The sequence below is a fragment of the Edaphobacter modestus genome, assembly GCF_004217555.1.
Taxonomy (GTDB): domain Bacteria; phylum Acidobacteriota; class Terriglobia; order Terriglobales; family Acidobacteriaceae; genus Edaphobacter; species Edaphobacter modestus.
Genome location: NZ_SHKW01000002.1, coordinates 101,532 through 126,169 on the forward strand (window position 1 = coordinate 101,532; position 24,638 = coordinate 126,169).

Consider the following 24,638-nt stretch of genomic DNA (forward strand, 5'->3'; position numbering starts at 1 on the left):
GGCTAACCGGATTCCACTGGACCGCAAAATAATGCAGGGTTTGGCAAGAAAAGACATCCCGAAACAGCGAGGAACTGAGGATTTAGCGATTGGCATGTGGTGGTGCGATTGCAGGTAGTTTGGGTTCGTCTAATACTGGAGATTCACCTTGCGAGTAACTATTCGTCTTTTTGCAGCGGCCATCGTTGTCGCTGCTTCCACCATTCCAGCGTGCGCCGATACGTTCACGTATGACTTCAATAGTACTTTTGGGGTGCCGACTTTTGGGGTGCCGTCTTCCTTCACGTACACGAGCCCCTATCTGATTACAACCTTCACACCCGTCACTCCAATAACAACTTGCTCGGTAAATGGATTTGCTTGCCTTCTTGTAGTGTTTGATCCGGCGAATCTGCATTTGCAGATCTACGCTGTTCCGAACGTTGACAACTTTCAGGGCAGCAATTTTTCGGGTTTTGATATGTTTAGCGTCGGCACCCATCAATTCTTCGACAGTATTACGATGACCGTTACCGATAACCCTGTCGCTCCTGTTCCTCCTCCTGTTGCTCCTACTCCTGAACCGTCCAGCCTGATTCTTCTCGGGACTGGAGTTCTTGGTGCGATAGGAGCATTCCGTCGAAAATTTGTCGTGCTCTAGCACTTTACAGCTCGATAAGCTTGCCGTTTTAATTGGGAGTGGAGACCCCGCGACTGGCCTGAGAATCGTCAGGGTGTACAAGCTTGCCCTGACTGCATATCTTGAGAAACGTCTGATTTCATAGAAAGGTAATAATTCGGGTTGCCGCTTCATGGATGCGCAACCCTCGCCCTCTATACGAAACGATAGGCTTATGTTTTCGAAAACCGCTCTGAGCGCATGCATTGGCGATAAATCGCCAATGCACGCTTCGAACATTTGATAGCGAATTCCAGAGTTCCGGACGGCGAACGGGCTATCCGGAAGTAACCCGTTTTACTCAAAAGATCCGGCTAGAGAGTGGTTCCTTTCAATTACGACGCCGAAGTAGCGGGTGCCTCTGCCTTTGGTTGCTTAGACTTTTTCACGACGCGGGCTTTCTTCACTTGAGCAGTCTTCCGATCGACCGCCTTCGCCGTCACTGCCTTCTTAGCTGGTATTGAAGCAGCTTTGTGTGCAGCTTTTTTCGCGACTCTCTTGGATTTTGCCCAGCGAGCCTTTTGTGCTGCGGCGATCTTTGCACGGCCTTCCGCGCTCATAGTGCGTCGTTTGGGTTTCTTCGCAAATTCTACTGGATTGAAGCTAGTTGCCTTATTGGGCATGGCCACACCGGCTGGACGGCCCGGCTTTCGTTTCGTGGTGAGGTCGGTGTCCGTCAAGAGTGCCTTCACCTTCTGCAACTGCGTGATCTCAGCATCGATCGCGAGAACGATATCGCTTGTATTCATGAATCCTCCACTCTCGAGCACAGCGTATAGGTCCGACCCAAGTGACCTTGAAGTATCGGGATTGAGTCTATCTCGTGACATCATGGATGCCCAAACACGTCGCTAGCTTCCGAGTGGCCGACAAACCGGGCAGCTGCATTTGTGCAAATTACTCGCATCACTTCCCTCCCCTCCGCTTGATTGTGGGTCTTTTTGGCTTTCGTGCCTTCGTCAATTGTGACGCGGGGTCGCCGAAAGACCTTAGTTTCCAATTTCCCGTTTTGAAGGTTCGCGAATGATCCGTATTCACTCTCGCACGGCTGATACTGTAGCGTTACCAATTCCAAAAAGGACATCTGAACGAACGGCTGGAGCGGTGGATGGGGCCGAGCGTTCTGAATGGCCATCTTCTGGCCGCTCTAACGCGGCTTTTACAGCCTTGCGGCCTGTTGGCCGACAGCGGCAAGCGCAAACGAAGCAAAAACGGAAAGCGAGCAAATTCGGCACAGCATAAGGAAAGTTCTCCGGGTGGGCAACAGTCTAGCGTAAAGGTCAACAAAAACAAGCAAGTTAGCATTAGTCGAGGTCGTTCCAGCGTCGATGACAGTAATAGGTAGCTCTGATTAAATCGCTGTTTTGAAGGGGTAGAAATGTCCGCCATGGATTCCTACCTTTCTTCAGCGACCTGGGCTATACGAGTGCGCAAGGATCGGTGCGCAGCAGAACTAACTATGTACTTTTATTTTTATGTCGAACCATCGCACTTTCCTGCAAATTCGGCGCTGGTTTAGACGTTCCGGACGTATTACGGGCAATCCGGATGTTTCCCATGAAAAGAGCCTCCCGTATATTGGACAAATAGGATGTCTGCGTAACGGTGGGGCTTATTCCGCCTCCTTACGTAAGCCTCAGCGTGCTCTATTGTCCGTTTTCTGACGGGCCCCTAGATGCCTATACAGTTTGGTGCTGTTACCCTTGATCCGTCGGTGATTTCTAGCAACTCCGCGTCGACATGAAAGACGATTGGTTCTACGACCCGCTTAACTATTCGGATATGCTGCCTCGGTGCAGTTTTTGAATGTGGCCACTTCCGGCAGGTCGCAAGCTTCTTGGACGTCTATCCGGACTATTACTTACTGCAGAGCATTCCCCGTTACGCTCACAACCAACGTTGCATGACCATCAACTGCCAAAGTCGGGAATCTCATTCGGATCCAGGAACCCCGCAATACAATCTAGGAGGTGGCGCACCGGATCACCCTTGTCCAGGCATTTGGAAAAGAGAACGCGGCTATCTGGGGACACCGCGTACACGGAACCGCTGAGCAACAGGATTGGAAACCGGGCATGGAGCGCTCTCATGCGGAGGAGCAGATCTCCGCCGTTCATTCCGGGCATATCGAAATCGAGGACCGCAAGATCGACGGTCGAAAGATCGTAGCGCAGTACCTGCATAGGGCAACTAAGCAATTCAACTGTGTAGCCCTGCAGCTCCAGAATCTTCCCGCGGAGTAATAGCTCTGGTACGTTATCGTCAACACAGAGTATCCTCTTTTGTGCGAAAGAAGGTTGTACGGGATCTGCGAAGATAGACAGTGATTTCGTAACGTCTTTCATCTGTTCTCTCTCTTCCTGTCATCGACTAGTGCAGTTCCATCGCCATCGTAAAATACTCGAAAATGCAATCCGGACAGGTATTTGTAATCACAGTTTGTTGCGGAATTAGCGAAATCGTGTTTTCGGACGTCGACGGTCGAAATCAGGGGTTATACCTGCTTGAATCGCTCGGTGTACTCGCCTGCGGTAATGCCAATGACTCGTTGGAAGGTGCGTCGCATCGAATCCGCAGATCCAAACCCGCAGTCGTCCGCGATCTCTTTCAGTCCCAGCGAGGAGCTATCAATCATCTGTTGAGCAGCCTCAACGCGCATCCGATCAACAAATTGCCCTGGATTCATCTTCATCTCGCGCAGACATACACGAGAAAAGTGTCTCGGACTCATCCCGATTCTCTCTGCTAGGGCCTCGACTGAGAGATCAGCCTTGAGATGTTCGAGCATATAAACCTGTAGCTCGCGCAAGGGTTCCGATGTCATGGCTTGCCGGGAGAGCATGTGGCTGTACTGCGCCTGGCCACCCGGGCGAACGAGGAACATGACAAGATGCCTTGCAACAGATAGGGCCGTCTGATGTCCGTGATCCTCTTCGACAAGCGAGAGAGAGAGATCAATTCCCGCGGTATTACCCGCCGAGGTGTAGATCGCTCCGTCTCGAAGGAAGATCCGGCTGGGTAACACGTTGATCTTGGGAAACTCCTGCGCCAGCCGATCGCAGAAACTCCAATGGGTCACCGCGTTCTTGTGGTCGAGAAGGCCAGCAGCGGCGAGTAAGAAAGCCCCGGTATAGATCGAGGCGACGCGGCGCGACCTGCCGGCGGCATCAGCGATCCAGCGAAGATAGTCGGAATCGTATTCACCGATTTCGGGATCGGGGCCGCCCGCAATGACGAGTGTGTCGATCGGATCCGACACGCTGTCGCGTGGCACTGCACCTGCGAGCTTGATTCCGCGATTGGTCATGAGTTGATCCGTTCCATCCGAGGAGACGAGCGTCACCTGATAGTCAGCAACATTCGAGAAGACCTCGAGGGGACCCGTTACATCGAGGATCTGGACTCGCGGCGGACCGCTGATGACAACCTTTCGCATACCCTTACCTAATTGGATGAATTTACGATGTCAGACCTCGTGGTATATCTCCGAATTTTGGAGCGTCAATGACCTAGAGGATGGGCAAATAACGGGTTTGCATAGAAGTTCTCGTTAAATACCCACACGGGAGTTGGCCTGCTTCAACACAGTCAAATATGCTCCACAGAAAAGCGCTTCTTCTTCACGCAAATAAAATTCCCGGACCGATCATCGAACGACCCTTTCAATAGAGCCAATGCCAGCTAAATACTTTTCTCGTCTTGCAGCCTGGTCCGTAAATGCTCGTTTTTGATGAGTAATTCAATGATGAGCAGTTGAAAACGCTCGTTTTCTGCAATTAGCTGCTCGATGCTCCTGAGTTCTAGGTCACGACATATCTCCGCCTCTGCCTTGCCTAGACGTGAGTACTCGATTCTCTGTGGTTCGAATTCTAGTCCCAAGTTCCCGAACTCCCAGCAGCCTCGTTGACACTCGATTGCCGAAACGAACAGCACTGACTTATGTAGATGGTTCGGATGGTCAACCAACCCTGAGCGTGATGGCCGAGAGAGCAGAAAAAAGGTTGATTAGTCATTGAGGATGCGACGACGCCCGATGCTGCGGTCATCCACTACACATCGCCCGCATTATTGTTCCCGAATTGCCGGCGAAGCCCAGGTGATCGATGCTGACTTGATAACAGATCATCACCGTCTCGAAAGCCCCGATGTGGATGCTCTTCCACGCGTGGCAGCGTGGAAGAGGTGGGTGAATGGTCCATCGTCTATCTCCATTGCGCCGGCGTCAGCGCGTGCCTTCCTTGAGATCCAGCAGGTCCCACTCCCACAGCAGGCCCTGGCCAAAGGCGCCGCCCCGTTGTGCGAACAATTTGGTGACCTTCTCGGCGGTTGCTGCACGTGCCCAGTCGCGCTGCAGTTCGGACACATAGACCCAGGTTGTGATCGGGCGTGCGCCTGCCTGCACCATGCGTTTCACCGCCATGTCGTGGGCTTCGCGCGACGCACCACCGCAGGCATCTGTGACGACATACACCTCATAGCCCGCGTCAAGTGCGGAGAGGACAGGCATAGCGACGCACACCTCGGTCCACTGCCCCGCGATCACGAGCTTCTTCCGTCCAGTCTTCTCCACCCAGTCGACGATACGCGGGTCTTCCCACGAATTGAGAGTCGTTCGGTCGATCGGCTTGACTGCCTTACTCGCCTCGGCCAGCGGCGCGACCAAACCCTGACGCTCCTTGAAGGCAGTCGTGGTCAGCAGTGGCACTTCGAAGATCGCTGCCGCCTCGACTAGGGCCACGGCATGGTTGATGACCTCGCTCGCGTCGTGCGAGCGGATGGTGAGCATCTGCAGATATTGGTGGTCGATCATCAGCAGCGAATGATTATCCGGGCTGAGCAGCGTCTTGGCTAGATTGGCAGGCACGGCATTTCTCCCTTAGCATGTCGGGCTTACAAGTTTCCAACTGACTGCTCCGACATCAGTAAGGAGATGATGTCGCACTTAGTCTGCACATGCATCCTGCGATGGAATATCCCTTCTCTACTACTATTGAGCCACTCGAGCGCGCGGAACTCTGTCTTGCTTTCCGGGTCAATAGTGCTTCACCATACCGTCATTTGTTTTTGAGCCGAAAGCGGGCGCGATATCCGGAAGAGTTTCGAATGAATTGCCGATGTTGCCGCTCGATTCTCTTGCGGCGATCGCAATCTATTGGGCAAAGTCTAATGAAACTAGTTGCCGTGTTGCGGGTGATAAATTCGAAATAGGTGCTAGCCAGATTTAGGAGCTTGCAACCTAACATTCATCAGCAGCGAATGATTATCCGGGCTGAGCAACTCCGGACTTTCAGAGCGCACAACATTGCGATATTCTTAAGCTCTACTACCTTTTCGGCAGCGATCATGGCTGTAGCTTCCCCTCGAAAGGCGCGACACATCGATCCCCCAGCAGCGTTGACCCGCCTCTTCGATGTGATCCTCGGATGCGCTGGTTTTTTGCTGCGGACTCTGAGACCGGGGGGTTGCCTGGACATGCGCTTCCCTAGCCACCATCGGCGTTCCAATCGCCCGCGCGCTGGATCTGCAACAGCGCACTGGACAGCTCTACCACACCGGTTAGACAACCAAGAATGGATTGGCGGGGATGGCCTTGGCGCAGACGGCGGACGGGTATTTGTGAGAAGGAACTACAGTAGGACTCTAGCGCTTCAACGGCGGTTGTTTTTCCGCTGCCTCCCGTTGGTTCTATTCCTGGCAAGTACAGTGTTTGCACTGAACCCGGAAAGACACATCTCCCAGTATGGTCACACCGCGTGGAGAATACAGGACGGATTGTTTGGTGGCGAGGTACGTACCGTTACCCAGACCACGGATGGGTACATTTGGATAGGAACCGAAGCCGGACTTTTCAGATTTGACGGGGTCCGGTTCGTCTCATCGACTTCGCAGGAGGTGGAACAGATGCCTTCCACCTCTATCACTGCTCTGCTGGGCGCACGAGACGGAAGCCTTTGGATCGGCACCGATGCCGGTCTGGTCCATCGGGTAAACCAACACCTGATCACTTATCTAAAGGGAGAGGGGGAAATCTCATCCATCCTTCAAGATGTGAACGGGGAAATCTGGATCACGCGTAATCGAAGTGGCGATAACACCCAGCCACTTTGCAAGGTCATCGGTATAGGAGTTCGTTGTTATGGGAACGAGGACGGGGTGCCTGCGTTCATCGCAGGACCTCTAGTGCAGGACGCTTCGAGCAATCTTTGGATCGGCGGCGACACAACACTTCTCAGATGGCGACCGGGATCATCTAACGCTTATAGACCTAAGGCATTGAAATCCAATGCGGGAGTGGACGGGGTGGAGGCCTTGTCAGTTGCAGCAGATGGCTCTCTCTGGGTTGGAATGGCTCTCAGGGGCCGCGGTCTGGGATTGCAACATCTGGTCGATGGCAGGCTGAAATCATTTGTCGCGCCCAAGTTAAATGGCGAAACCGTGGAAGTCACAGAGCTCTTGGAAGATCATCAGAAGAACCTCTGGGTCGGGACCAGCAACCAGGGTATCTACAGAATTCACGGTGCTGACGTCGATCATTATCGAACGACGGACGGCTTGTCGAGTGACTTCATATCCCAGTTTTATGAGGACCGTGAAGGCAACCTCTGGGTGGCTACGGCGAATGGCCTCGATTGCTTCCGTGACCTTCGGGTGAGTAGCTTTTCCACACACGAAGGACTAAGCGCGGACGCAGTCGATTCGGTTCTGGCGTCGCGGGATGGCACCATCTGGATCGGAAATGCGAGCAAGCTAAATGTCCTTGGCCCGGGTGGGGTGCCTTCTCAGGTTGGGAATGCTTTGCAAGGACATCAAGTTACGTCAATGATCGAAGACCACGCCGGTCGATTGTGGGCCGGAATCGACAATACCGTATCGATCTATCAGGGGGGAAAGTTTAGTCAGATTAAGAGGAAGGACGGCAGCCCGGTCGGAGTAGTGTTGGGGATGACTGAAGATTCGGAGCACAACATATGGGTTGAGATCAAGGGGCCGCCATGGACGCTCATTCGCATTCAGGATCAGAAAGTCCGAGAAGCGTTCCCAGCGCCGCAGATGCAATTAGCCCGCAAAATTGCGGCTGATCCGCAAAGCGGGATCTGGTTAGGCCTTTTGAATGGTGATCTGGCTCGTTATCGGTCTGGCAAGACAGAGACCTTCCCCTTCCCGCACCACCCTGGTTCTCGGGTTAACGAGCTCATCGCAGCTTCCGATGGATCTATATTAGGAGCGACTGCATTCGGAGTCGTCGGTTGGAAAAACGGTAAACAACAGATTCTCACTGTCCGCAACGGCCTGCCTTGCGACAGCATCCACACACTCATTTCGGACGATCGAGGCGACCTATGGCTTTACGCGCAGTGTGGTCTCGTGGAAATCGCAGATGCCGAACTGCAGCGATGGTGGCGGCGACCTGAGAGCACGCTGAAAATGAGAGTTTTCGACGTGTTGGACGGAGTGCAGCCGGGCCAAGGTCATTTCAATGCGAGTGCAAAAAGTCCAGACGGGCGATTGTGGTTCGCCAACGGCAGCATACTACAAATGATCGATCCAGATCATATAGCCGGAAACCATGTAGTGCCGCCAGTACATATCGAGGGTATCGTCGCAGATCGAAAGAGCTACTCCCCGCAGGATGGGCTTAGCCTTCCTCCTCTAACCCGCGATCTTGAGGTTGACTACACTGCACTCAGCTTCGTTGTGCCGCAAAAGGCTCTGTTTCGCTACATGCTTGAAGGCCACGACGCAGACTGGCAGGAACCCGGAACGCGGCGCCAAGCTTTTTATAATAATCTCCGTCCGGGCCACTATCGCTTCCGCGTGCTGGCCTGCAACAACGATGGCGTATGGACTTCAACTCCGGCTGTATGGCGCTTCGTTATTCTGCCTGCGTATTACCAGACGCTTTGGTTTAAAGCGGCATTGTGGACAACCGCCGTCATGCTGTTGTGGCTGCTCTATCTTTACCGCCTGAGGCAGCTTAGTGAGCAAATTCACAGTCGCCTCAACGTGCGCCTGAGAGAGAGGGATCGGATCGCGCGCGAATTGCATGACACTTTATTGCAGGGATTCCAGGGACTCGTCCTTCGATTTCAAGCTATTCTCAACCGCATCCCTGCAGACGACCCGCTTCGTTCAAGTGTAGAGAACGTCCTTCTCCGAGCCGATGAGGTCCTGATCGAAGGCCGGGACCGGGTACGTGAAATTCGGTCGGAGCCATCCCGCGACCTCCCTGACCTGCTGGAGTCATTCGGAAATAGCCTGGCATCCAAATCGACCTCCTTTCAGTTATTCCTTGTAGGAACAGTTGTGGCGCTCAGACCGGTCATTTGCGACGACGTATACTGCATCGCTCGCGAAGCATTGACCAATGCCTTCCGTCATGCTTCCGCAAACCATGTCGAGGCTGAGCTCACGTATGACCGGGCACAATTCAGTTTGAGAATCCGCGACAATGGAACCGGCATGGATGAACAGACGGCAAGCAGGGGACGCTTGGGTCATTGGGGGCTTCAGGGAATGCGCGAGAGAGCCAACTTGTTAGGCGGGAAATTGTCCATCTGGAGCCGTCCCGGTGCCGGTACTGAAGTTGAATTACTGATACCGGGAAAGCTCGCTTATGCGGAGTGCCGACGATCAGATAAAGTAGCGTGGTGGAAACGCGTGATTTGGCGTCGGAGGCGAAGCTAATGCGGGTTTCCGGTGAAATCACGGTTATGGTCGTCGACGACCACCCGCTGTTGCGAGAAGGTATCGCGGCTGTCCTCGAGGGCGAGGCGAAGATCGCACTTGTAGCTGAGGCGGCGAATGGACGGGAGGCTATCGAGAGATTTCGTGCCTTCTGCCCGGATGTCACGTTGATGGATCTTCAGCTACCCGACATCAGCGGCATTGAGGCCATCAAGTCGATACGTCTCGAATTTCCTTCAGCGCGTTTCATTGTGCTGACAACCTATCCTGGTGATGTTCAGGTTCTGCGAGCCCTCAAAGCAGGCGCTGCCGGTTACATGCTCAAAACCTCGCTTCGAACAGATCTGGTTGATGCCATTCGGGCGGTGCACCAGGGCCTGCGCCGCATCCCGCCCGAAATCGCGAAAGAACTTGCAGAGCACGTTACCGACGATATCCTCTCCGAACGTGAGATCGAGGTACTTCGCCGCGTCGCGGCAGGCACCTCCAACAAGATCATTGCCGATCAACTCAACGTGACCGAAGCTACAGTGAAGGCGCACATGAAGAACATTCTTGCGAAGCTCGGAGCCAATGATCGCACGCATGCTGTGACCATTGCCCTGAGGCGCGGCTTTCTTCCTTAGCTTCTCACTCCGGACCGATGGCGTGAAACCGCTTGGTTTAAGCCTCTTCACAAAATCACCCCGCCATCATGGGTAGGCGAACGGTATGAATATGAACGCAGTCGTACCGCTGTGTTCTGGATCTTTGCAGCTGGTTATTGCAACTTGGTCTGATGGTACTCAACGAGTTGCTTGGTTATCCAAATTCCAATGCCCGTGCAAAGATGGCCTTTAGTTGTGAAAAACGGCTCGAATATTCTCGACAGATGTTCCTGCTGGATACCCGCGCCACTATCTCGATCACAATCTGAACCCCTTCTTTCTCTGAGTTAGTTGTTTCACTAATCTGAATGTGAAGACCTCCTGCTTGGGGCATCGCGTCAATGGAGTTGGCAATGACATTTGAGAACACCTGCACCAGTTCACCTCTGTTAGCGACAACAGGACGATGATTGTCCAATCGACAATCGACGCAGATCCCATTGGGCCTTAGCTTCGTTTGTAATTGGTTAGCACTTGTTCCACCGATTCTCCAAGACCGACCTTGACCGGCGCGGCCTGCTCACGATGTAGGTAGTAGCCCAACGTTGCCTCACAATGTGAGCAACTCGTTCAAGATCCTTCTCCGCTAGCCGCGTGCCTTGTTAATCGAGACGCTCGTCCGGGCAAGAAAGACGAGATTCAGCACTGACTCAAGCGGATTGTCGATTTCATGAGCAACCGTCGCGGCCATGCGTCCAGTCGCGGCGAGTTTTGCAGACTGAATCAGCAATCGTTCCATTTTCTTGCGCTCCGAAATGTTGCGAGCCGTTTTGGAAGCACCGATAATACGGGCTTATCGTCTCTGATGGGAGAGATAGTTACTGAGACTTCAAACCTCTAACTTGATCCTTGTCGTCTCGTAGTGGTCGATCCGCGCACCCGACTTCAATTTCGTCAGGATCATATCTTCTTCGTTATGCATCTCCACGGGTATCAACTGCTGAATAGAATTGCCGATAATTTCTTCTGCGGTATACCCAAACATCCGACCTCGCGACGTCCTTCCAACTTGTGACAATCTAGTAGAGATCGGATCATCCACGCTTTTTACTGGTTGCGATTGTTGAGTGGATAGCGCGCCCGCTTTCGCTCAAAACAAAATGACGGCATGGTGAAGCCTGACCACCTGGAACGCAAAACAGAATTCCGGGCGCTAGAGCGTGGCTCAAAAGTAGTAGAGAAGAACTATTCGATCGCACGATGCGTCCGCGGACGAAGTGCGTCATTATCCCCTTACTGATGGCGGAGCAGTCAGTGAAAGGCTCCATCATGAGGGTTACAGCGGCAGGTGTTCAACTACGTCGCGAATGTCCGAAATTGCTGTATCGGCGTCATGGCACTCTTCGAGATGGCGATCTAATCGGAGCTAGTCAGACGCGACAACCAAGGAGGAAACACATGAAGAAACTAACGACTGCATTCGGCGCGCCTGTTGTCGACAACCAGAATATCCAAACCGCGGGGCGGCGCGGTCCCGCATTACTGCAGGATGTCTGGTTGCTTGAGAAGATGGCGCACTTCGACCGGGAGGTGATTCCAGAGCGCCGTATGCATGCAAAGGGCGCCGGTGCTCATGGAACGTTCACTGTCACCCACGACATCATTAAGTACACCAAGGCGAAGATCTTCTCCGAGATCGGGAAGAAGACCCAAATGTTTGCCCGCTTCTCAACGGTCGCCGGCGAACGCGGTGCCGCGGACGCCGAGCGAGACATCCGTGGATTCGCGTTGAAGTTCTACACAGACGAGGGCAACTGGGACCTCGTGGGTAACAATACTCCGGTCTTCTTCCTTCGCGATCCTTTGAAGTTTCCGGATCTGAACCATGCAATTAAGCGAGATCCAAGAACTGGCATGCGAAGCGCAGATAATAACTGGGATTTCTGGTCTCTGTTGCCGGAAGCGTTGCATCAGGTCACCGTCGTCATGAGTGATCGTGGTATACCGAAGTCTTTCCGCCATATGCATGGGTTCGGGAGTCACACCTACAGCTTCATTAACTCCGAGAACAAACGATTTTGGGTGAAGTTCACCTTCAAGACTCAACAGGGCATTCAAAACCTGACGGACGCTGAGGCAGGAGATATCATCGCGAGTGATCGTGAGAGTCATCAGCGGGACCTTTACGAATCCATTGAGCGGGGCGAATTTCCCCGGTGGAAGCTCTATGTCCAGATCATGAACGAAGAGGATGCGAACACCTATCACATCCATCCGTTCGACTTGACCAAGGTGTGGCCGCATAGCGACTACCCGCTCATCGAAGTTGGCATCCTTGAGCTCAATCGCAATCCAGACAACTTCTTTGCGGAGACGGAACAGGCTGCCTTCTCGCCGGCGAACATCGTTCCCGGTATCAGCTTCTCTCCGGACAAGATGCTCCAAGGTCGGCTGTTCTCGTATGGAGATACACAGCGGTACCGACTCGGGGTCAATCACAGCCTCATCCCAATCAATGCGCCGCAGTGCCCGTTCCACAGCTACCACCGTGACGGGGCCATGCGAGTCGATGGCAACAGCGGGGGAGCTACCAGCTATGAGCCGAACCGTCACGGTGAATGGCAGGAGCAACCTGACTTTGCGGAGCCGCCATTGGCCATCAATGGTGATGCCGGCAGGTTCAACTTCCGCGAGGATGACCATGACTACTACTCTCAGCCCGGCAATCTCTTTCGCATGCTGAAGCCGGATGAGCAGCAGCGTCTGTTCGAGAACACCGCTCGTGCGATCGGAGGAGCCTCGAAAGAAGTGCAGGATCGTCATATCGGCAACTGCTCGAAGGCTGACCCGGCATACGGAGAGGGTGTAGCCAAAGCCATCGCAGCGCTCTAGCAACATCGAGAGTCGAAGGAGGTAGTTTATGCAGAAGTACGTGGCTGAATTCATCGGGACCTTTTTCTTGGTTCTGACAGTTGGGTGCACGGTCATCGGCCACGGTGCCGGTCCGTTCGCCCCTCTGGCAATCGGTTCCGCGCTTATGGTAATGATTTTTGCGGGCGGGCATGTTTCCGGAGGGCACTTCAATCCGGCCGTTACGCTCGGCGTCTGGTTGCGCGGGAAGTGCGAGACCAAAGATGTCGTGCCGTACATGATTTTCCAGATCATGGGGGCTGTGTTGGCGGGCTTGGTCGTCAAGTTCTTAAAGGGAGGGGCCATTGTTACACCGCTCCACCCGGCGACCGTACCAGCGCTTCTGGCAGAGTTTCTTTTCACCTTTGCGCTCGTTTACGTCGTGCTGAACGTCGCTACGGCAAAGGGTACGTCGGGAAATTCTTTCTATGGGCTGGCGATCGGATTCACGGTGCTGGTGGGGGCGTTTTCCGTCGGCAACATTTCCGGTGGAGCGTTCAACCCGGCGGTGGCGACGGGCATCTCCGTTCTCGGGCTGTCGTCCTGGCAGAATATCTGGATTTACCTGATAGCTGAATTTGGCGGCGCCGCAGTGGCAGCAGGCGCTTTCAAGATACTGAATCCAGCCGAACGTGAAGATGTTCATCGGCTCCAATCGAGGGATCAACCGCGAGAACAAAGGGAGGTTGCCTGACCGGCTGCCTTCCAGGACAGCTATTCACATAGTTAGATCGTCTCTTAGGCTTTCCAACCTCCGCTAGTGTGGCGCTCTTCCAGCCACACTGGCGGCAGAGGGAAATCAACGCTCATTTTTGGTTCGCTTCACCGCGGCATGAGCCGAACGAGTAGTAACAGGTTACAGAACCCGAAGGCAACTTCGAGTATTGAAGGATTGAGAGAAATGAGAAGAGTATGGATTGTATTGGCAATGCTTGCGGCAACTCTGGCAGGTGGAGCGCCGCTGGCGCAAGCACAAGAGCAAAAGGGCCCAACTCTGGGCGGGCATATCGGCTTCCTCCTCCCGCTGGTGACACACTCCGGAGGCCAGACCATCAACAATCTGACAGATCAGCTTGCGGTTGGATTTCCGACTGGAATTACCGTCAAGGGAAGCGGTCGCATGGCCTTCGACTTCGAATTTGTCCCACAGATAAATACGACGGGGACCCGGCTAACTACTCTCACCCTTCATCCCGGTCTTATATATAGTCTGGGACACGGCTGGGCAGCGGGAGGACGATTGGCCTTCGTCGTAGATAACGCGACATGGGGATTCACGCCCCTGGTTAACAAAAGCTGGCCCATCAAGCATAAGAACGGCCTGTTCAAGGCTTACTTCGTCGAGGCGGACTTGCCAGTCCGTTTCAGTCGGCCGGTAGGCGCGCCTGCGACGAACGCCGTCACATTCGCTATGCACACCGGAGTGTCTTTCTGAGGGCGCCGGGGTGCGCTTCCCCGAGTGCACCCCGGTGTGGTGCAAATAACTCCTTTTTGCAACGAATGCGAAGCAGGTGGAACGCAGTTCAGGCGCCCTGGATGAAGAGCCCGGCTCGGGGCAGGCAAGAGGATGGGAAGATGGGACCTGGTGAGCGACCCATGATTGAGAGAGGCTTTTAGGGTTTTGCACTCAGGAGCAAGGTCGCCGGGTAAGAAACGATTGAGGTAACCCACAGCGCCCGGATGCTGAAGATGGGGAGCAGTAGTGGATGCAAATAACGTGAGGCAAGGGGTGCTAATGCTGAGAATCGACCCGGGTATTTTCCAAGTAGCAGACGAGTTCTTATCAAATCCGATCGCAGCTCGAAAGCGTAAGGCCAGATCGAAGAGACTAGCGGCAGACAAACCGACGGTACTTGTAGTCGATGATCAGGAGATCATCGCGGATACGACAGCAGAGATTCTGAACAGATTTGGCTTCCGAGCCGTTCGCACCTACAACGCGCAAACGGCGCTGCAGATTGCCGCAAAGCTAACGCCGGATTTTTGCTCACTGATGTATCGATGCCAATTATGAATGGGGTGGAACTCGCCATCGAAATCACCAGGCTATTGCCCGCAACAAAAGATCCTGCTTATTTTCCGCTCAGGCGGGCACTTCAGATATTTTGCGCGAGGGAGAAGAAAAAGGGTTATGTATTCTCGTTGCCAAACCCATTTATCCCGAGAAACTGATGGAACATCTAAAAAGGAAAAAATAATTGCAACCATACACTCACCGAAGAGCAGCGAGTGATATGCCGGTGCTTTTGCCTCCAGCCAGTTCTCTGCCGCTTCCACCTCCAGCGACGAGGTCTCTGTCGTCCGCAACACCGCCCTCCCAATTCCCCCTGACGATTCCAACGCCTGCGGCATCGCTGCTAAGCCATCGCAAAAACATAATAAAGGACAATCCACATGAAGCTCATCGTTCGTACTGCCGTAGCCGCCCTCGTTATCACCGGTGCTTTCGCCTCCCGCCAGATCTCTGCCGCTTCTACCTCCAGCGCCAAGGTCGCCCGGAGCAGCGCCCTCCCAATTCCCATGTGCGCTCCTGACGATCCCAACGCCTGCGGCATCGCTGTCATAAGACGGTAGAAATCCAACCGGCGGCGGGCAAGCTTGGAGAGTGTTCCATTTCTATTGGTGCAGGAGCTACTTCGAACCCTGATCCTTTCATCAATCTCTAAGCTGCCGAATCCGGCTCCTATCGCAGTGCTTTGTGATCGAGAAGGCAGCTGTTTTTGATCATTGCTTGGTACCGGCCAAGAACAGTCTCTTCTCGACGGATGAAGGGAGATACCCCCATGGCCGTGTTAACACACGTTAGACAGGAACAATCTGTGGCAATACGGCCGAATCGTGTGGACATTTGCCTAATCGACACAAGCTCAGCCGTTCGCCATCTATGCTTCGACATGTTCTCGGAAATTGGATATGAAATATGCGTCTTTCACTCCTCAGAAACATTCATCCGTTCAGGCTCAGCCGCATCAGTCGACAGCTTAATACTCGGACATACGCGTATGTGTCTAGAAGAGAACGAGCCTCTTCGTTGGGTCGGAACGTACCGCCCCGAGATCAAACGATCGTGCTGGGGGATGGTCCAGTTCTCGTCCATCGACTCCCCGACCTATTCCATACGTCCTCAATCGCCGCTGTGTACGAAAAGTCCCTAGATCGTATCTTGAGACTCCCGCAAGCATTACGCATATTCTGCGATTCATGCACGAAAGTAAGATTTCTACCGAACGATCAGGTATAGAGCGTTCGCGGAGACCTGTGCCGATAGATCAACGTATATCGGTCAAAACTTTCTAGGTGTTTAGTCCCAGCATTTGATGGATGGGATCGAGAGTAAATCGACCCTCAGATTGTGGCCTCAGGGCAATTTGGCAATGAGCGATTGCAAAATCTCCGGCTCCGGCCAGGCCTCGGCCAAAGCGCGCATATAGCGGAGGTTTCGGGGACTGAAGCCTTCGACACCCGGGAACTCAGCCTGCAGGTCCCTCGCTGGCTCAGATCCCGGCCGATCGACCAATAGAGGAGAACCAACTCCCGGCTGACAGCAAGGCCTGTCACTTTCAGAATTATTTGGCGTAGTTTTTCAGAGCTATTTGTCGTAGTTTTCGGAGGTTCGTTGTGACAGTTGCCTGGGAGCTGTAAAGCCATGTGACTGCAAATGGCATGACGAGTCAAACACTTAGCTGCGCGTATAGCGTCTCTGGCCTGTGCTAACGAGCGTTCGTGCTGCCCAATGTTGTTAGTCGAGCCCAGCAGAAGCGCCATATAACGCTCAAACATTACGACAAATAGCGATCAAAGCTACAGCACGGGATAAGAAAAGTTTCCGCGGCCGTGGCGCGATTCTTTCTGGTCTTCGCATTAATGAGTAAGGCAGATGGAGTCGCAGCCACTGTCGCAAAGGAGAACGATCATGAACTTCCTATCACGTAAGTCCATCCTCACCCCCTCAGTCCTTGCCTTTGCCTTCGCTTTCAGTGCGTTCGCACCAGGCTCCCGCGCCATCGCTCAGAATTCCTCTGAGCATGTCGTAGCCATCGTCCCATTTGACTTCCGAACTGGCTCTGAGATCATGCCGGCCGGGAAGTACGACATTCGGACGCTGTCCGACCACGTTCTGCTTCTTCGCGGAGTTACTCAGAACCGATCGCAGATCCTGATGGCGATAGGATCTACAACGATGAAGCCGACCGACAAAGGCAGATTAGTATTTCACCGTTACGGAAACAAGTACTTCCTGCACCAGATTTGGTCTCCCGGTACAACGAACGGTTTCGAGCTTCCTAAGAGTCATGCGGAGAAAGAAACCATTCGGGCCGCAAATAGCCCGGTACCTACGAACACAGAACTTGCACTTAACATGCCTCACTGACACTGACGGCCGGCCGTAGATTTCTTCCATCGGCCGGCTGCCGTTTTCTTCTGGAGAACTGGCTCCCCTAACCTTCGACATCCCGGGAGGTGCGTGATGCTATACCCAAACCAACATCTCGACCAATCCTGCTCGCGGACCGAGTCGCTTCTGCATCGCATCATGGCTGAATGCGAAGGATTCGGCGCCCGTTACCAGTACTCCCCCCGAATGATGTTCGCCGGCGCGGTGTTCACCGCGATCCGACTGTCCAGATCCTCCTCTAATCGGTGATGGGATCCCTCCAACTTCTATAGCTCAGCGAATAGAGACCGTTTTTATCTTCTGCAGACAGTTCGGCCTTGTAGCCAACTGCACTGACCAAATACAGAAGCATCGCAAATTGCAGAAGTACATCTCTCCTACCCGATCCTTCAGGACGAAGGAAGGGTCAGGGACAGCGAGCATATCGTAGGAGCAGACTCGACGCTTCATTATCCGGCGTTCCTTCCACCAGGCCGCATCTTTGCAGAATCAATTCAAGTGCTTCAGGCCGCACCTACACAAATAGAGTCGCTCACCCATGAAAGCCTACAGTCCCAGGTTGTCGTTTACTGCGATTTCTATATCCTGCTCCGACCCCAGATAGCGTTCGGTTGTCTGGATGGAAGAGTGGCCGAGCAGGAACTTAATCTGTTCGAGATCTCCGCCGCTCTTGCGGCAGAGCTTGGCACAGGTTCGGCGCAAGTCGTGGGCGCCGAAGTGCTCAATCCCAATTTGCTTGGATGACTGTTCAACTACGGACCAGATCGCCCAATCGCCAAGTTCATCGCCTACAATTTTGCCGGACTTAGATAGCGGACGGAGTAGCCGGCCCTTATCAATCTTCGCCGCCTCTAGCCACGCTTCAATTCCCCGCTTCACCCAGATCGGGACTGCCACCGTGCGAATACGGCCACCCTTGCCGCAGAGATCGATGATGACCCACCTTCCTTCTCGGAGCTGAATATCTTCGATCTTCAATGAAGCGAGTTCCTGCCGGCGCAAAGCGCAGCCGACCAGAAGGGCAATGATGACATAATCTCGCTTCCCTTTGAGCTTCGAGCGGTCGGGGACCGATAGCAGGTCTTTTGCTTGCTCCCGAGTGAGCCAGTTTCCCTGTCGAGTTCCCTTTTGCCGTACATTCGGCACGTCGGTGAGACTCGCTGCCTCTTCGAGCCCGATCATTCCGTTGCCCCGCGCTTCGCCCACTAGCTTCCGTATCGCAGACAACCGTACGTTAATTGTTGACGGAGAGAGATGATCGATCGTCGCGCGGTATTCCATCAGCAGCGCGCGGGAGAGAGGTCGGCTGGCACAGAAGGCAAACAGATCGTCGAGAGCTTTCGCGTAGTTGCGCTTCGAGTGAATCGATTGCACAGAGTCCAAGACCATCTTGCGGAGGATCGTTTGAGCCTGGGTGAGCGCAAAGGGTGATTTTTCAGGCGGGAGGCTGACGGGAACGAGAGAGGTACTCATTGCCAATTAGCCTCTCTATGCGGCGAGCGGGGCCAATTGTGCAGCAAGCCGCTGCACAATTGGCGTGACAGCGTCACGACAATCCGATCTTGCGTAATCGGCGACACGACATTACTCATCCTGACGCTCCTGCCGCAGGAGATCCATCTCCGATCGGAGCTTTGTAACCACCTCTTGGAGATCTTCCACGCTCGGAAGCTCTTCGCGGATCGGAGCGGGCAGCTCTCGCGTCACACGATAGGTCGAAACACCGATGGGCTTCGCGATATTCTGGAGCGCATACTCAACGACTGCGGTGCTATGCGTTTCGCAGAGCAGAAGACCGATGGTAGGGGCATCCGGCCCGGAACGAAAGAGTCCGTCAACGGCTGAGAGATAGAAGTTGAGCTTGCCCGCCCACTCGGGTTTGAAGTTCCCTGTCTTCAACTCAAGAAATGCACGAAAGGGGCATGCCACCCGACAGCTCGTTTCAGCGGTTCAAGTTCCCGATAAGCCGCTTTCCGGGAACAATGGGATTACTTCCTATCAGCCGGTAAAGACATTGCGGCAAGTTTCACCTTTACGTAACCTCGCCTCAGAGGTGTTCTGATCTGGCTTGGAGGTCTGTAGCCTGGCAAAACTCGTCTATGCATTGAACCAGTCGCTGGACGGCTATGTCGACCACGACCACGAGAAATTTGTACCTCGCCCCGCGCTCTTTCGTCACTTCATCGAGGATGTGCGCGGACTTTCGGGCATGGTGTACGGTCGCCGCATGTACCAGATCATGCGTTATTGGGATGAAGAACATGCGAACTGGGGCGCGGAAGAACATGAATACGCGGCTGCATGGCGCAGTCAACCAAAGTGGGTTGTGTCGCGCTCGTTGAAGTCGGTCGGGCCCAATGCAACTCTTGTCGCCGATCACATTGACGTGCTGATACGAGGACTGAAGGCACAGCTCGTCGGGCAAATTGAAGTGGGAGGCCCGGACCTGGCTGGAGCACTCACCGATCTTGGTCTCATTGATGAATATCGACTCTACCTGCACCCCGTCGTACTTGGTAATGGCAAGTCGTTCTTTTCGGGCCCTCTCCCGTCGCTCCGCTTAGTTGCGAACGAACTGATCGCCGAAGACGTGATTCGGTTGACCTACGCTCCTGCTGCGCAAGTGCCCGACGGATACAGCAACGCTAAATAGGTCTTCATAAACGCGCGTCTGTTGCCTACGTCAGTCCAGCGTCTGGCTGAGTTCTCGAAAAGTCCGCTTTTGGGAAACTACGGCCTTATCGCTTCCCAAGCCCACTTTCAGGGAACGGCTGGTTCAGCTTCCTTTCAGCAACTCTTCCAAGATATTCAAACCGAGTTTCGGTTCCCCAATGCATTCGACTCTCGTTCTGTTTGTTTGTGACATAGCTTATGGAGCGATTCAGAGGAACTCATAAACCGTCGTTTTCGATGCGTTACCTAAACCAAGCAGCAGTCGAAGACATCGTGAAGAAAAACGCTGTTTATCCCCGGACATGGCGGAGCTAGGGACCTGTCATCCGTGCGGCGTATAACCAGCCAACGCACGTCGATTTTCGCGTAAAGACACATGAAACAAAGATCTAGTGCACGAGCGTGATGCAGCGGCGTGTGACTATCGTTCCCGAGGGTCTACAGACCTCCGTAACTACCGATTTACCGCCTGTTACAAGCGCAAGAACTATGATCGCTGTGCGGAAGGTTTGGTTCCTCTCCGCTTTCCCCAGCGTGTCCGTTCCTAGACACGGTACGACCACAACCTTCACCCCGAAAGGATCAGAGGCAATGGCATTTCCAACCGCTGTGAATGACGCCAAGTCTAAGTTCAATAGCACTCCCATTAGCGAGAGTGAGATCAACGAAGCTTTTAAAGCTTTGCAATCGAAAGATGCAGGCGGGAATGCAATAACTGTAGACGTTCTAGGAGCGTTCGTCCAATACACAGCACTTCAATTTGCCGGTCAAAAGATGTTCGATGTGAACAAAGTTGACGCGATGGCCAATCAAATACTTAGTTATCTACAGTCCTACGATGGAAACAACAAGAGGATTGTCATTCAATTGTTCGGCGGTGGCGAATTTATTGCGGACAACGTAGGAGCAGGACAAGGTGTTAGCGTCGGCTACGATATAGGCGCCCTTCCGGGGATAGGTAAGAATTGGGCAATCGTATGCTTCGCACTTTGGGACTGAACTGATTTGTCATAATCATGCCATGTCTATCGCCCATAGAAACTCGTCGTAAAAAAGAACGGGAGCCTCTCGGCTCCCGTCTTCGTTCCGTTGCCCCGGCCATGTGCCTTTCGGCAGGGATGGTTCCGGCAGCGTTCTCATAAAGAATATCGAACCAGAACAAAGGGCAAAGTTCGAAGATAAGCGATGGGGCATTCAAACCTGCGTAGGGCTGCTTCGGTGGCTTCCCTTCTTTCGGCCACTCATAGAACAAACTGGCCGGGACCAGGCAGCGACGTTTCTTCAACGGCTCGCGCCACCTCGGAGCCTTCGTGATTGTCTCCGCTCTAGCATTGATCGTCGAAAGCCCTTTGACGTCGTTCAGGTCTTTCGTGAAGAACGGCACAAGACCCCAACGTGCCAGGATCATTTCTCGCTCGCCGGTCCCACGACTTTGCCGGATGATGGGCTGATAGGTCGTCGGCGCGATGTTGTAATCCGCGTCAGGCATCGGCAGCTCGGCCGGTTCCGGCTTCGCGCGAAAGTGTTCTGCGATCTTCTGTTTGTCACTCCGTCGACAGTACCGACCGCACATGCGCTACTCCAAGGAGCTTTCTCACCCCACCATATTCACTAATCCTTGATCTGCGATATCTCGCCGCTAAACCAGTCCGAATCCGATGCTCCGTTTTGATACGAGCGGATACATCCGGCAATTTGACCGTTATTGTCGGGGTTGTTGAGTAAGTCAGCAATCGTTGAAAGGGCGCTCTGTATTCCAGACGGTAGCCCATCGAATAGAACGCCACTGCCACCTCCGTCACCGCTGATTGCGCCGGACGTGGTTAGAGGGTCGGTCTGCTTAGCATTGTTGAGAGTTGTACTCACGAACGAATCTCCTTTGTTGTGCTGACATGTCTGAATGTTGCTTTTAGATGGTGGAAAGTTTTTTGATAACGAAAACCGCCAAAATTTTGGGTTGGCGACGGTACTTGCGACATTGGTTCCGCCAATGCCGCAAGCCCTTGATGCTCAGAAGCTCTCGTTTATTTCATGCCTCACGATGTTGGAGAGGACCCAATCACCGTCAAGCTAATAGGTGATGCCCCTATGTATGCACATCAGCAGCTCTTTGGTACCCAGAGGATCCTGATACGCCGCCACAGCAGGCGAGTAAGAGGTTTTCGCATCTTCTTGGGTTACCTGGTCTGTACTCCAAGAATTCCCGTCGAACGTTGAGTAGTAAATGTACGTGTTTTCAGTGTCTCTTCCTTTGTGCACACAATAGAGCTTGTTTTGAAAAACAGCTAACGCTGGGGCGCTGTTGGAAAGAGCACCGTTACCCAATTGCAGGTCTGGACCCCAAGTACTCCCGTCGAACGCTGTGTAGTAAAGGTTCAGGTTGGCGCTGTCCCTTCCTTTGTGCACACAATAAAGCTTGTCTTGAAAAACGGCTAGCCCTGGACCCAAGTCGGAAAGAGCGCCGTTGCCCAATTGCAGGTCCGGACCCCAAGTATTCCCGTCGAACGCTGTGTAGTAAAGGTACAGGTTGGCGCCGTCCCTGCCTTTGTGCACACAATAGAGCTTGTTTTGAAAAACGGCTAGCCCCGGACCCATGTTGGAAAGAGCACCGTTGCCCAATTGCAGGTCTGGACCCCAAGTATTCCCGTCGAATGCTGTGTAGTAAAGGTACCGGTTGGCGCTGTTCATGCCTTTGTGCACACAATAAAGCTTGTCTTGAAAAACGGCTAGCCCTGGATAGGTGTCAGAACTAATACCGTTGCCTAATGGCAGGTCTTGACTCCAAGTTTTGTCGAAGGACGTGAACCAGAGTTTCGTGTCGCTGCCTGATCCTCGGTGCACACAATAAAACTTGTTTTGAAAAACGGCCACGGAGGGAGCGGATTCGGAAAAATCTGTAGCCATCTTCTGCTCCGCTACCCAGCCGTTCTGGCCGTCGGTGGTCGTCCAGCGTAATTGCGAGTCATCTACGTGTATAGAATCGTCCGATTCCGGCCACAGCAGGGTGGGCATACACCAGGGGGAAACAAGTTTCACTCCCGTTCCCTTATCTTTCGATTGGATGAATTCAACGTATAGCTCGATAACAGTAGCGATTGCAGCGGCAATCTTGGCACCTTGGTCATGGTCGCCGCCTTCGTCTCCGTTGTTAGATGCTGCGTCGGCATAGGCATCGGTTATCTTTTCGGCCCATTGGCTGACTTCACCCAGCAATTGCACAGCGGGTTCGTTGAGATGGAATTCAAACCCCCACCAATGAAAAGAAAAGTTGGTAATGATGTCATCGAACGTCCACTTTTCGGACTGCTGCTTAGCAGTTGTGAGAGATGTACTCATGAACGGATCTCCTTTTGTTGTGGTGACTTCTCTGGATGTCGTAAAGGCTTGCGTAGGGCAGATGCAGAGCGGCGAACTGAACCAGTATCAGTAGTTCCGCGCAATGATCATAGTGCTCGCGCTTGTGACAGGTAATAATTCAGACAGTTACGAAGGTTTGTAGACCTTGGGAACGCAGCATTCATCGCGACGGCCTTGTGGGCGTTAAAGAGGTGCCGTGAAACATTGCTATTTGCGACCAGCTGCATTAGCGATGTTACTGACATCCTAAAGTTCGTTTTTGAATTCGCTTTTTAGGGGCGCTCTTTTCGGCTCTGTTGCATTAACTCTGTTGGTCGCAGTTCGTCCGTTGCGCGGTTTGCATCAGGCAGCGATAACGAAGATGTCGAACAGCTTGTTTACGAAGCGCACCTCGTCTTTGACATGCGGCTTACACGTGAGGCAATGTCCTCGGCGGATCATCCGCATCACCTCGAACCCCTTCATCGTAGCGGCGGCCGTCTTCATTGTCTGAAAGCCTCGCGTGGGGCGAATGACTCGCTTCAATGCGCCGTGGTCCGCTTCAATGATGTTGTTCAGATACTTGCACGTGCGATGCTTGGTATTGCTTGATAGCTTGCCTTCTCGTTGCAGCCGGCTAATGGCTTTTGGATAAGAGCCGAGTTGGTCCGTGGTGATGGAGGACGGCGGCCAGTGGCGCATTGTCGTCAGCGCTTTTCCCAGGAAACGATGAGCCGCACGGGGGTTTCGCCGATCCATCAACATGAAATCGATCAACCGGCCATGCTTGTCGACGGCCCGGAACAGGTACTTCCAGTGGCCACCGACCTTCACATACGTCTCGTCCACTCGCCACGAGGTCGCACGGTACCCCTGGTACCAGCGGACCCGCTTCTCAAGCTCAGGCGCGTAGCGATGAACCCAGTGCATGATCGTGGTCGGATCCACGTCTACGCCGCGTTCCTGCATCATCTCCGCCAGATCCCGGTAGCTTATCCCATACTTGCAGTACCAGCGAACGCACACCAGGATGATATCCACAGGGAAACGACGGCGCTTGAACATGAACAAGGCTCCTCGGCGAACCACTCCAGACTACGACACCCCCGTTAATGCAACAGAGCCTTGGCTGCGGAATCCAGCAGGATCGCAAACCGGGTGTAATTGGGTTTACGGCATCGGTGTGTATATGCGAATCTCCGCAAACTGGGAATCATGCTCTATGTTGCCGTGAGGAAGCCTGCGTTCAGGCCAGCAAAGCGTGCTACAAGCAATAGTGGTTGAAGCCGTTTTTTCGATTTTCACCGCCGGGCTCGTCGGTGGGTTGCCGACGAAAAACGTGACTTGTCGAATTCCACTGAGGAGAAGCCCGTCCACGCTCCGCTGACTGTCT

At 53.6% G+C, this 24,638-nt stretch carries 24 protein-coding genes and 2 pseudogenes; 12 read left to right on the forward strand and 14 right to left on the reverse strand.

Annotated features, from left to right (window positions below; genetic code table 11):
- Window positions 1-148 precede the first annotated feature (148 nt).
- Window positions 149-640, forward strand: coding sequence for a PEP-CTERM sorting domain-containing protein (locus tag BDD14_RS33345; protein WP_242618298.1), 492 nt, complete (start codon window positions 149-151; stop codon window positions 638-640).
- Between the two features lie 353 nt (window positions 641-993).
- On the opposite strand, the gene BDD14_RS32625 is transcribed toward BDD14_RS33345, so the two are convergent.
- The 4 genes from BDD14_RS32625 to BDD14_RS26325 form a co-directional block, all read right to left on the reverse strand.
- On the reverse strand, window positions 994-1,407 hold the full coding sequence (locus tag BDD14_RS32625) for a hypothetical protein (RefSeq protein WP_207231899.1): 414 nt from the start codon (window positions 1,405-1,407) through the stop codon (window positions 994-996).
- Window positions 1,408-2,568: 1,161 nt separating this feature from the next.
- Window positions 2,569-3,003 (reverse strand): response regulator, encoded by a 435-nt coding sequence (locus BDD14_RS34745; protein ID WP_130423779.1) that lies wholly within the window; start codon window positions 3,001-3,003, stop codon window positions 2,569-2,571.
- 149 nt (window positions 3,004-3,152) lie between these two features.
- Window positions 3,153-4,094 carry a GlxA family transcriptional regulator gene (locus BDD14_RS26320; RefSeq protein WP_130423781.1) on the reverse strand — a complete coding sequence of 314 codons (942 nt, stop codon included), beginning with the start codon at window positions 4,092-4,094 and terminating at the stop codon, window positions 3,153-3,155.
- A 786-nt stretch (window positions 4,095-4,880) separates the two neighbouring features.
- Window positions 4,881-5,522 (reverse strand): isochorismatase family protein, encoded by a 642-nt coding sequence (locus BDD14_RS26325; RefSeq protein ID WP_207231900.1) that lies wholly within the window; start codon window positions 5,520-5,522, stop codon window positions 4,881-4,883.
- A 608-nt stretch (window positions 5,523-6,130) separates the two neighbouring features.
- Here BDD14_RS26325 and BDD14_RS34750 point away from each other — a divergent pair.
- The 3 genes and pseudogenes from BDD14_RS34750 to BDD14_RS26335 all read left to right on the forward strand — a co-directional run.
- Window positions 6,131-6,490, forward strand: a pseudogene (locus tag BDD14_RS34750) (hypothetical protein); the annotation flags it as partial.
- Between the two features lie 69 nt (window positions 6,491-6,559).
- Window positions 6,560-9,343 (forward strand): sensor histidine kinase, encoded by a 2,784-nt coding sequence (locus BDD14_RS26330; RefSeq protein WP_165420306.1) that lies wholly within the window; start codon window positions 6,560-6,562, stop codon window positions 9,341-9,343.
- Entirely contained in the window at window positions 9,343-9,969 is a 627-nt protein-coding gene (locus BDD14_RS26335) for a response regulator (protein ID WP_130423785.1), read from the forward strand. Before BDD14_RS26330 ends, BDD14_RS26335 begins: the two co-directional genes overlap by 1 nt.
- 134 nt (window positions 9,970-10,103) lie before the next feature.
- Here BDD14_RS26335 and BDD14_RS34755 read toward each other — a convergent pair.
- The 3 genes and pseudogenes from BDD14_RS34755 to BDD14_RS34760 all read right to left on the reverse strand — a co-directional run.
- Window positions 10,104-10,235: pseudogene (locus BDD14_RS34755) on the reverse strand (PAS domain-containing sensor histidine kinase); the annotation flags it as partial.
- Between the two features lie 341 nt (window positions 10,236-10,576).
- Window positions 10,577-10,729 (reverse strand): hypothetical protein, encoded by a 153-nt coding sequence (locus BDD14_RS32070; RefSeq protein WP_165420307.1) that lies wholly within the window; start codon window positions 10,727-10,729, stop codon window positions 10,577-10,579.
- Between the two features lie 90 nt (window positions 10,730-10,819).
- Entirely contained in the window at window positions 10,820-10,975 is a 156-nt protein-coding gene (locus tag BDD14_RS34760; RefSeq protein WP_130423787.1) for a PAS domain S-box protein, read from the reverse strand.
- Window positions 10,976-11,388: 413 nt separating this feature from the next.
- On the opposite strand from BDD14_RS34760, the gene BDD14_RS26350 reads away from it, so the two are divergent.
- The 5 genes from BDD14_RS26350 to BDD14_RS26370 all read left to right on the forward strand — a co-directional run bounded on the left by BDD14_RS26350 (window position 11,389) and on the right by BDD14_RS26370 (window position 15,414).
- On the forward strand, window positions 11,389-12,822 hold the full coding sequence (locus BDD14_RS26350) for a catalase (protein ID WP_130423789.1): 1,434 nt from the start codon (window positions 11,389-11,391) through the stop codon (window positions 12,820-12,822).
- A 28-nt stretch (window positions 12,823-12,850) separates the two neighbouring features.
- On the forward strand, window positions 12,851-13,534 hold the full coding sequence (locus BDD14_RS26355) for an MIP/aquaporin family protein (RefSeq protein ID WP_130423791.1): 684 nt from the start codon (window positions 12,851-12,853) through the stop codon (window positions 13,532-13,534).
- A 207-nt stretch (window positions 13,535-13,741) separates the two neighbouring features.
- Window positions 13,742-14,275 carry a hypothetical protein gene (locus tag BDD14_RS26360; protein ID WP_130423793.1) on the forward strand — a complete coding sequence of 178 codons (534 nt, stop codon included), beginning with the start codon at window positions 13,742-13,744 and terminating at the stop codon, window positions 14,273-14,275.
- A gap of 267 nt (window positions 14,276-14,542) precedes the next feature.
- Window positions 14,543-14,854 (forward strand): response regulator, encoded by a 312-nt coding sequence (locus tag BDD14_RS26365; protein WP_130423795.1) that lies wholly within the window; start codon window positions 14,543-14,545, stop codon window positions 14,852-14,854.
- Window positions 14,855-15,234: 380 nt separating this feature from the next.
- Complete coding sequence (locus BDD14_RS26370) at window positions 15,235-15,414, forward strand: hypothetical protein (RefSeq protein WP_130423797.1); 180 nt, start codon at window positions 15,235-15,237, stop codon at window positions 15,412-15,414.
- Between the two features lie 784 nt (window positions 15,415-16,198).
- On the opposite strand, the gene BDD14_RS34765 is transcribed toward BDD14_RS26370, so the two are convergent.
- Window positions 16,199-16,357: a DUF1016 N-terminal domain-containing protein gene (locus BDD14_RS34765; protein ID WP_207231901.1), complete on the reverse strand. Its 159-nt coding sequence runs from the start codon at window positions 16,355-16,357 to the stop codon at window positions 16,199-16,201.
- A 396-nt stretch (window positions 16,358-16,753) separates the two neighbouring features.
- On the opposite strand from BDD14_RS34765, the gene BDD14_RS26380 reads away from it, so the two are divergent.
- On the forward strand, window positions 16,754-17,212 hold the full coding sequence (locus BDD14_RS26380) for a hypothetical protein (protein ID WP_130423799.1): 459 nt from the start codon (window positions 16,754-16,756) through the stop codon (window positions 17,210-17,212).
- Window positions 17,213-17,782: 570 nt separating this feature from the next.
- On the opposite strand, the gene BDD14_RS26385 is transcribed toward BDD14_RS26380, so the two are convergent.
- Together BDD14_RS26385 and BDD14_RS26390 are read right to left on the reverse strand one after the other, a co-directional pair.
- A complete protein-coding gene (locus tag BDD14_RS26385) occupies window positions 17,783-18,709 on the reverse strand; it encodes a tyrosine-type recombinase/integrase (RefSeq protein ID WP_242618300.1) in 927 nt (308 codons plus the stop codon).
- A gap of 111 nt (window positions 18,710-18,820) precedes the next feature.
- Window positions 18,821-19,165 carry a PDDEXK nuclease domain-containing protein gene (locus BDD14_RS26390; protein ID WP_130423803.1) on the reverse strand — a complete coding sequence of 115 codons (345 nt, stop codon included), beginning with the start codon at window positions 19,163-19,165 and terminating at the stop codon, window positions 18,821-18,823.
- A 139-nt stretch (window positions 19,166-19,304) separates the two neighbouring features.
- On the opposite strand from BDD14_RS26390, the gene BDD14_RS26395 reads away from it, so the two are divergent.
- Window positions 19,305-19,889: a dihydrofolate reductase family protein gene (locus BDD14_RS26395; protein WP_423201817.1), complete on the forward strand. Its 585-nt coding sequence runs from the start codon at window positions 19,305-19,307 to the stop codon at window positions 19,887-19,889.
- 611 nt (window positions 19,890-20,500) lie between these two features.
- Window positions 20,501-20,908, forward strand: a complete 408-nt coding sequence (locus BDD14_RS26400; protein WP_130423805.1) for a hypothetical protein — start codon at window positions 20,501-20,503, stop codon at window positions 20,906-20,908.
- Here the strand turns inward: BDD14_RS26400 and BDD14_RS34770 are convergent.
- The 4 genes from BDD14_RS34770 to BDD14_RS26420 all read right to left on the reverse strand — a co-directional run bounded on the left by BDD14_RS34770 (window position 20,829) and on the right by BDD14_RS26420 (window position 24,310).
- Entirely contained in the window at window positions 20,829-21,482 is a 654-nt protein-coding gene (locus BDD14_RS34770; RefSeq protein WP_130423807.1) for an SOS response-associated peptidase, read from the reverse strand. The two genes, BDD14_RS26400 and BDD14_RS34770, sit on opposite strands and share 80 nt — an antisense overlap.
- 38 nt (window positions 21,483-21,520) lie before the next feature.
- A complete protein-coding gene (locus BDD14_RS26410; RefSeq protein WP_130423809.1) occupies window positions 21,521-21,775 on the reverse strand; it encodes a hypothetical protein in 255 nt (84 codons plus the stop codon).
- A gap of 204 nt (window positions 21,776-21,979) precedes the next feature.
- Window positions 21,980-23,245 (reverse strand): hypothetical protein, encoded by a 1,266-nt coding sequence (locus BDD14_RS26415; protein ID WP_130423811.1) that lies wholly within the window; start codon window positions 23,243-23,245, stop codon window positions 21,980-21,982.
- A gap of 363 nt (window positions 23,246-23,608) precedes the next feature.
- Window positions 23,609-24,310 (reverse strand): IS6 family transposase, encoded by a 702-nt coding sequence (locus tag BDD14_RS26420; RefSeq protein WP_130423813.1) that lies wholly within the window; start codon window positions 24,308-24,310, stop codon window positions 23,609-23,611.
- Window positions 24,311-24,638 lie beyond the last annotated feature (328 nt).

What these genes read in the sequence shown, in the direction of transcription:
- BDD14_RS32625 (WP_207231899.1), bottom strand. Translation starts at nt 1,407, where the DNA reads ATGAATACAAGCGATATCGTTCTCGCGATCGATGCTGAGATCACGCAG.
- BDD14_RS34745 (WP_130423779.1), bottom strand. Translation starts at nt 3,003, where the DNA reads ATGAAAGACGTTACGAAATCACTGTCTATCTTCGCAGATCCCGTACAA.
- BDD14_RS26320 (WP_130423781.1), bottom strand. Translation starts at nt 4,094, where the DNA reads ATGCGAAAGGTTGTCATCAGCGGTCCGCCGCGAGTCCAGATCCTCGAT.
- BDD14_RS26330 (WP_165420306.1), top strand. Translation starts at nt 6,560, where the DNA reads ATGCCTTCCACCTCTATCACTGCTCTGCTGGGCGCACGAGACGGAAGC.
- BDD14_RS26335 (WP_130423785.1), top strand. Translation starts at nt 9,343, where the DNA reads ATGCGGGTTTCCGGTGAAATCACGGTTATGGTCGTCGACGACCACCCG.
- BDD14_RS32070 (WP_165420307.1), bottom strand. Translation starts at nt 10,729, where the DNA reads ATGGAACGATTGCTGATTCAGTCTGCAAAACTCGCCGCGACTGGACGC.
- BDD14_RS34760 (WP_130423787.1), bottom strand. Translation starts at nt 10,975, where the DNA reads ATGTTTGGGTATACCGCAGAAGAAATTATCGGCAATTCTATTCAGCAG.
- BDD14_RS26350 (WP_130423789.1), top strand. Translation starts at nt 11,389, where the DNA reads ATGAAGAAACTAACGACTGCATTCGGCGCGCCTGTTGTCGACAACCAG.
- BDD14_RS26355 (WP_130423791.1), top strand. Translation starts at nt 12,851, where the DNA reads ATGCAGAAGTACGTGGCTGAATTCATCGGGACCTTTTTCTTGGTTCTG.
- BDD14_RS26360 (WP_130423793.1), top strand. Translation starts at nt 13,742, where the DNA reads ATGAGAAGAGTATGGATTGTATTGGCAATGCTTGCGGCAACTCTGGCA.
- BDD14_RS26370 (WP_130423797.1), top strand. Translation starts at nt 15,235, where the DNA reads ATGAAGCTCATCGTTCGTACTGCCGTAGCCGCCCTCGTTATCACCGGT.
- BDD14_RS26380 (WP_130423799.1), top strand. Translation starts at nt 16,754, where the DNA reads ATGAACTTCCTATCACGTAAGTCCATCCTCACCCCCTCAGTCCTTGCC.
- BDD14_RS26385 (WP_242618300.1), bottom strand. Translation starts at nt 18,709, where the DNA reads ATGAGTACCTCTCTCGTTCCCGTCAGCCTCCCGCCTGAAAAATCACCC.
- BDD14_RS26400 (WP_130423805.1), top strand. Translation starts at nt 20,501, where the DNA reads ATGGCATTTCCAACCGCTGTGAATGACGCCAAGTCTAAGTTCAATAGC.
- BDD14_RS34770 (WP_130423807.1), bottom strand. Translation starts at nt 21,482, where the DNA reads ATGTGCGGTCGGTACTGTCGACGGAGTGACAAACAGAAGATCGCAGAA.
- BDD14_RS26415 (WP_130423811.1), bottom strand. Translation starts at nt 23,245, where the DNA reads ATGAGTACATCTCTCACAACTGCTAAGCAGCAGTCCGAAAAGTGGACG.
- BDD14_RS26420 (WP_130423813.1), bottom strand. Translation starts at nt 24,310, where the DNA reads ATGTTCAAGCGCCGTCGTTTCCCTGTGGATATCATCCTGGTGTGCGTT.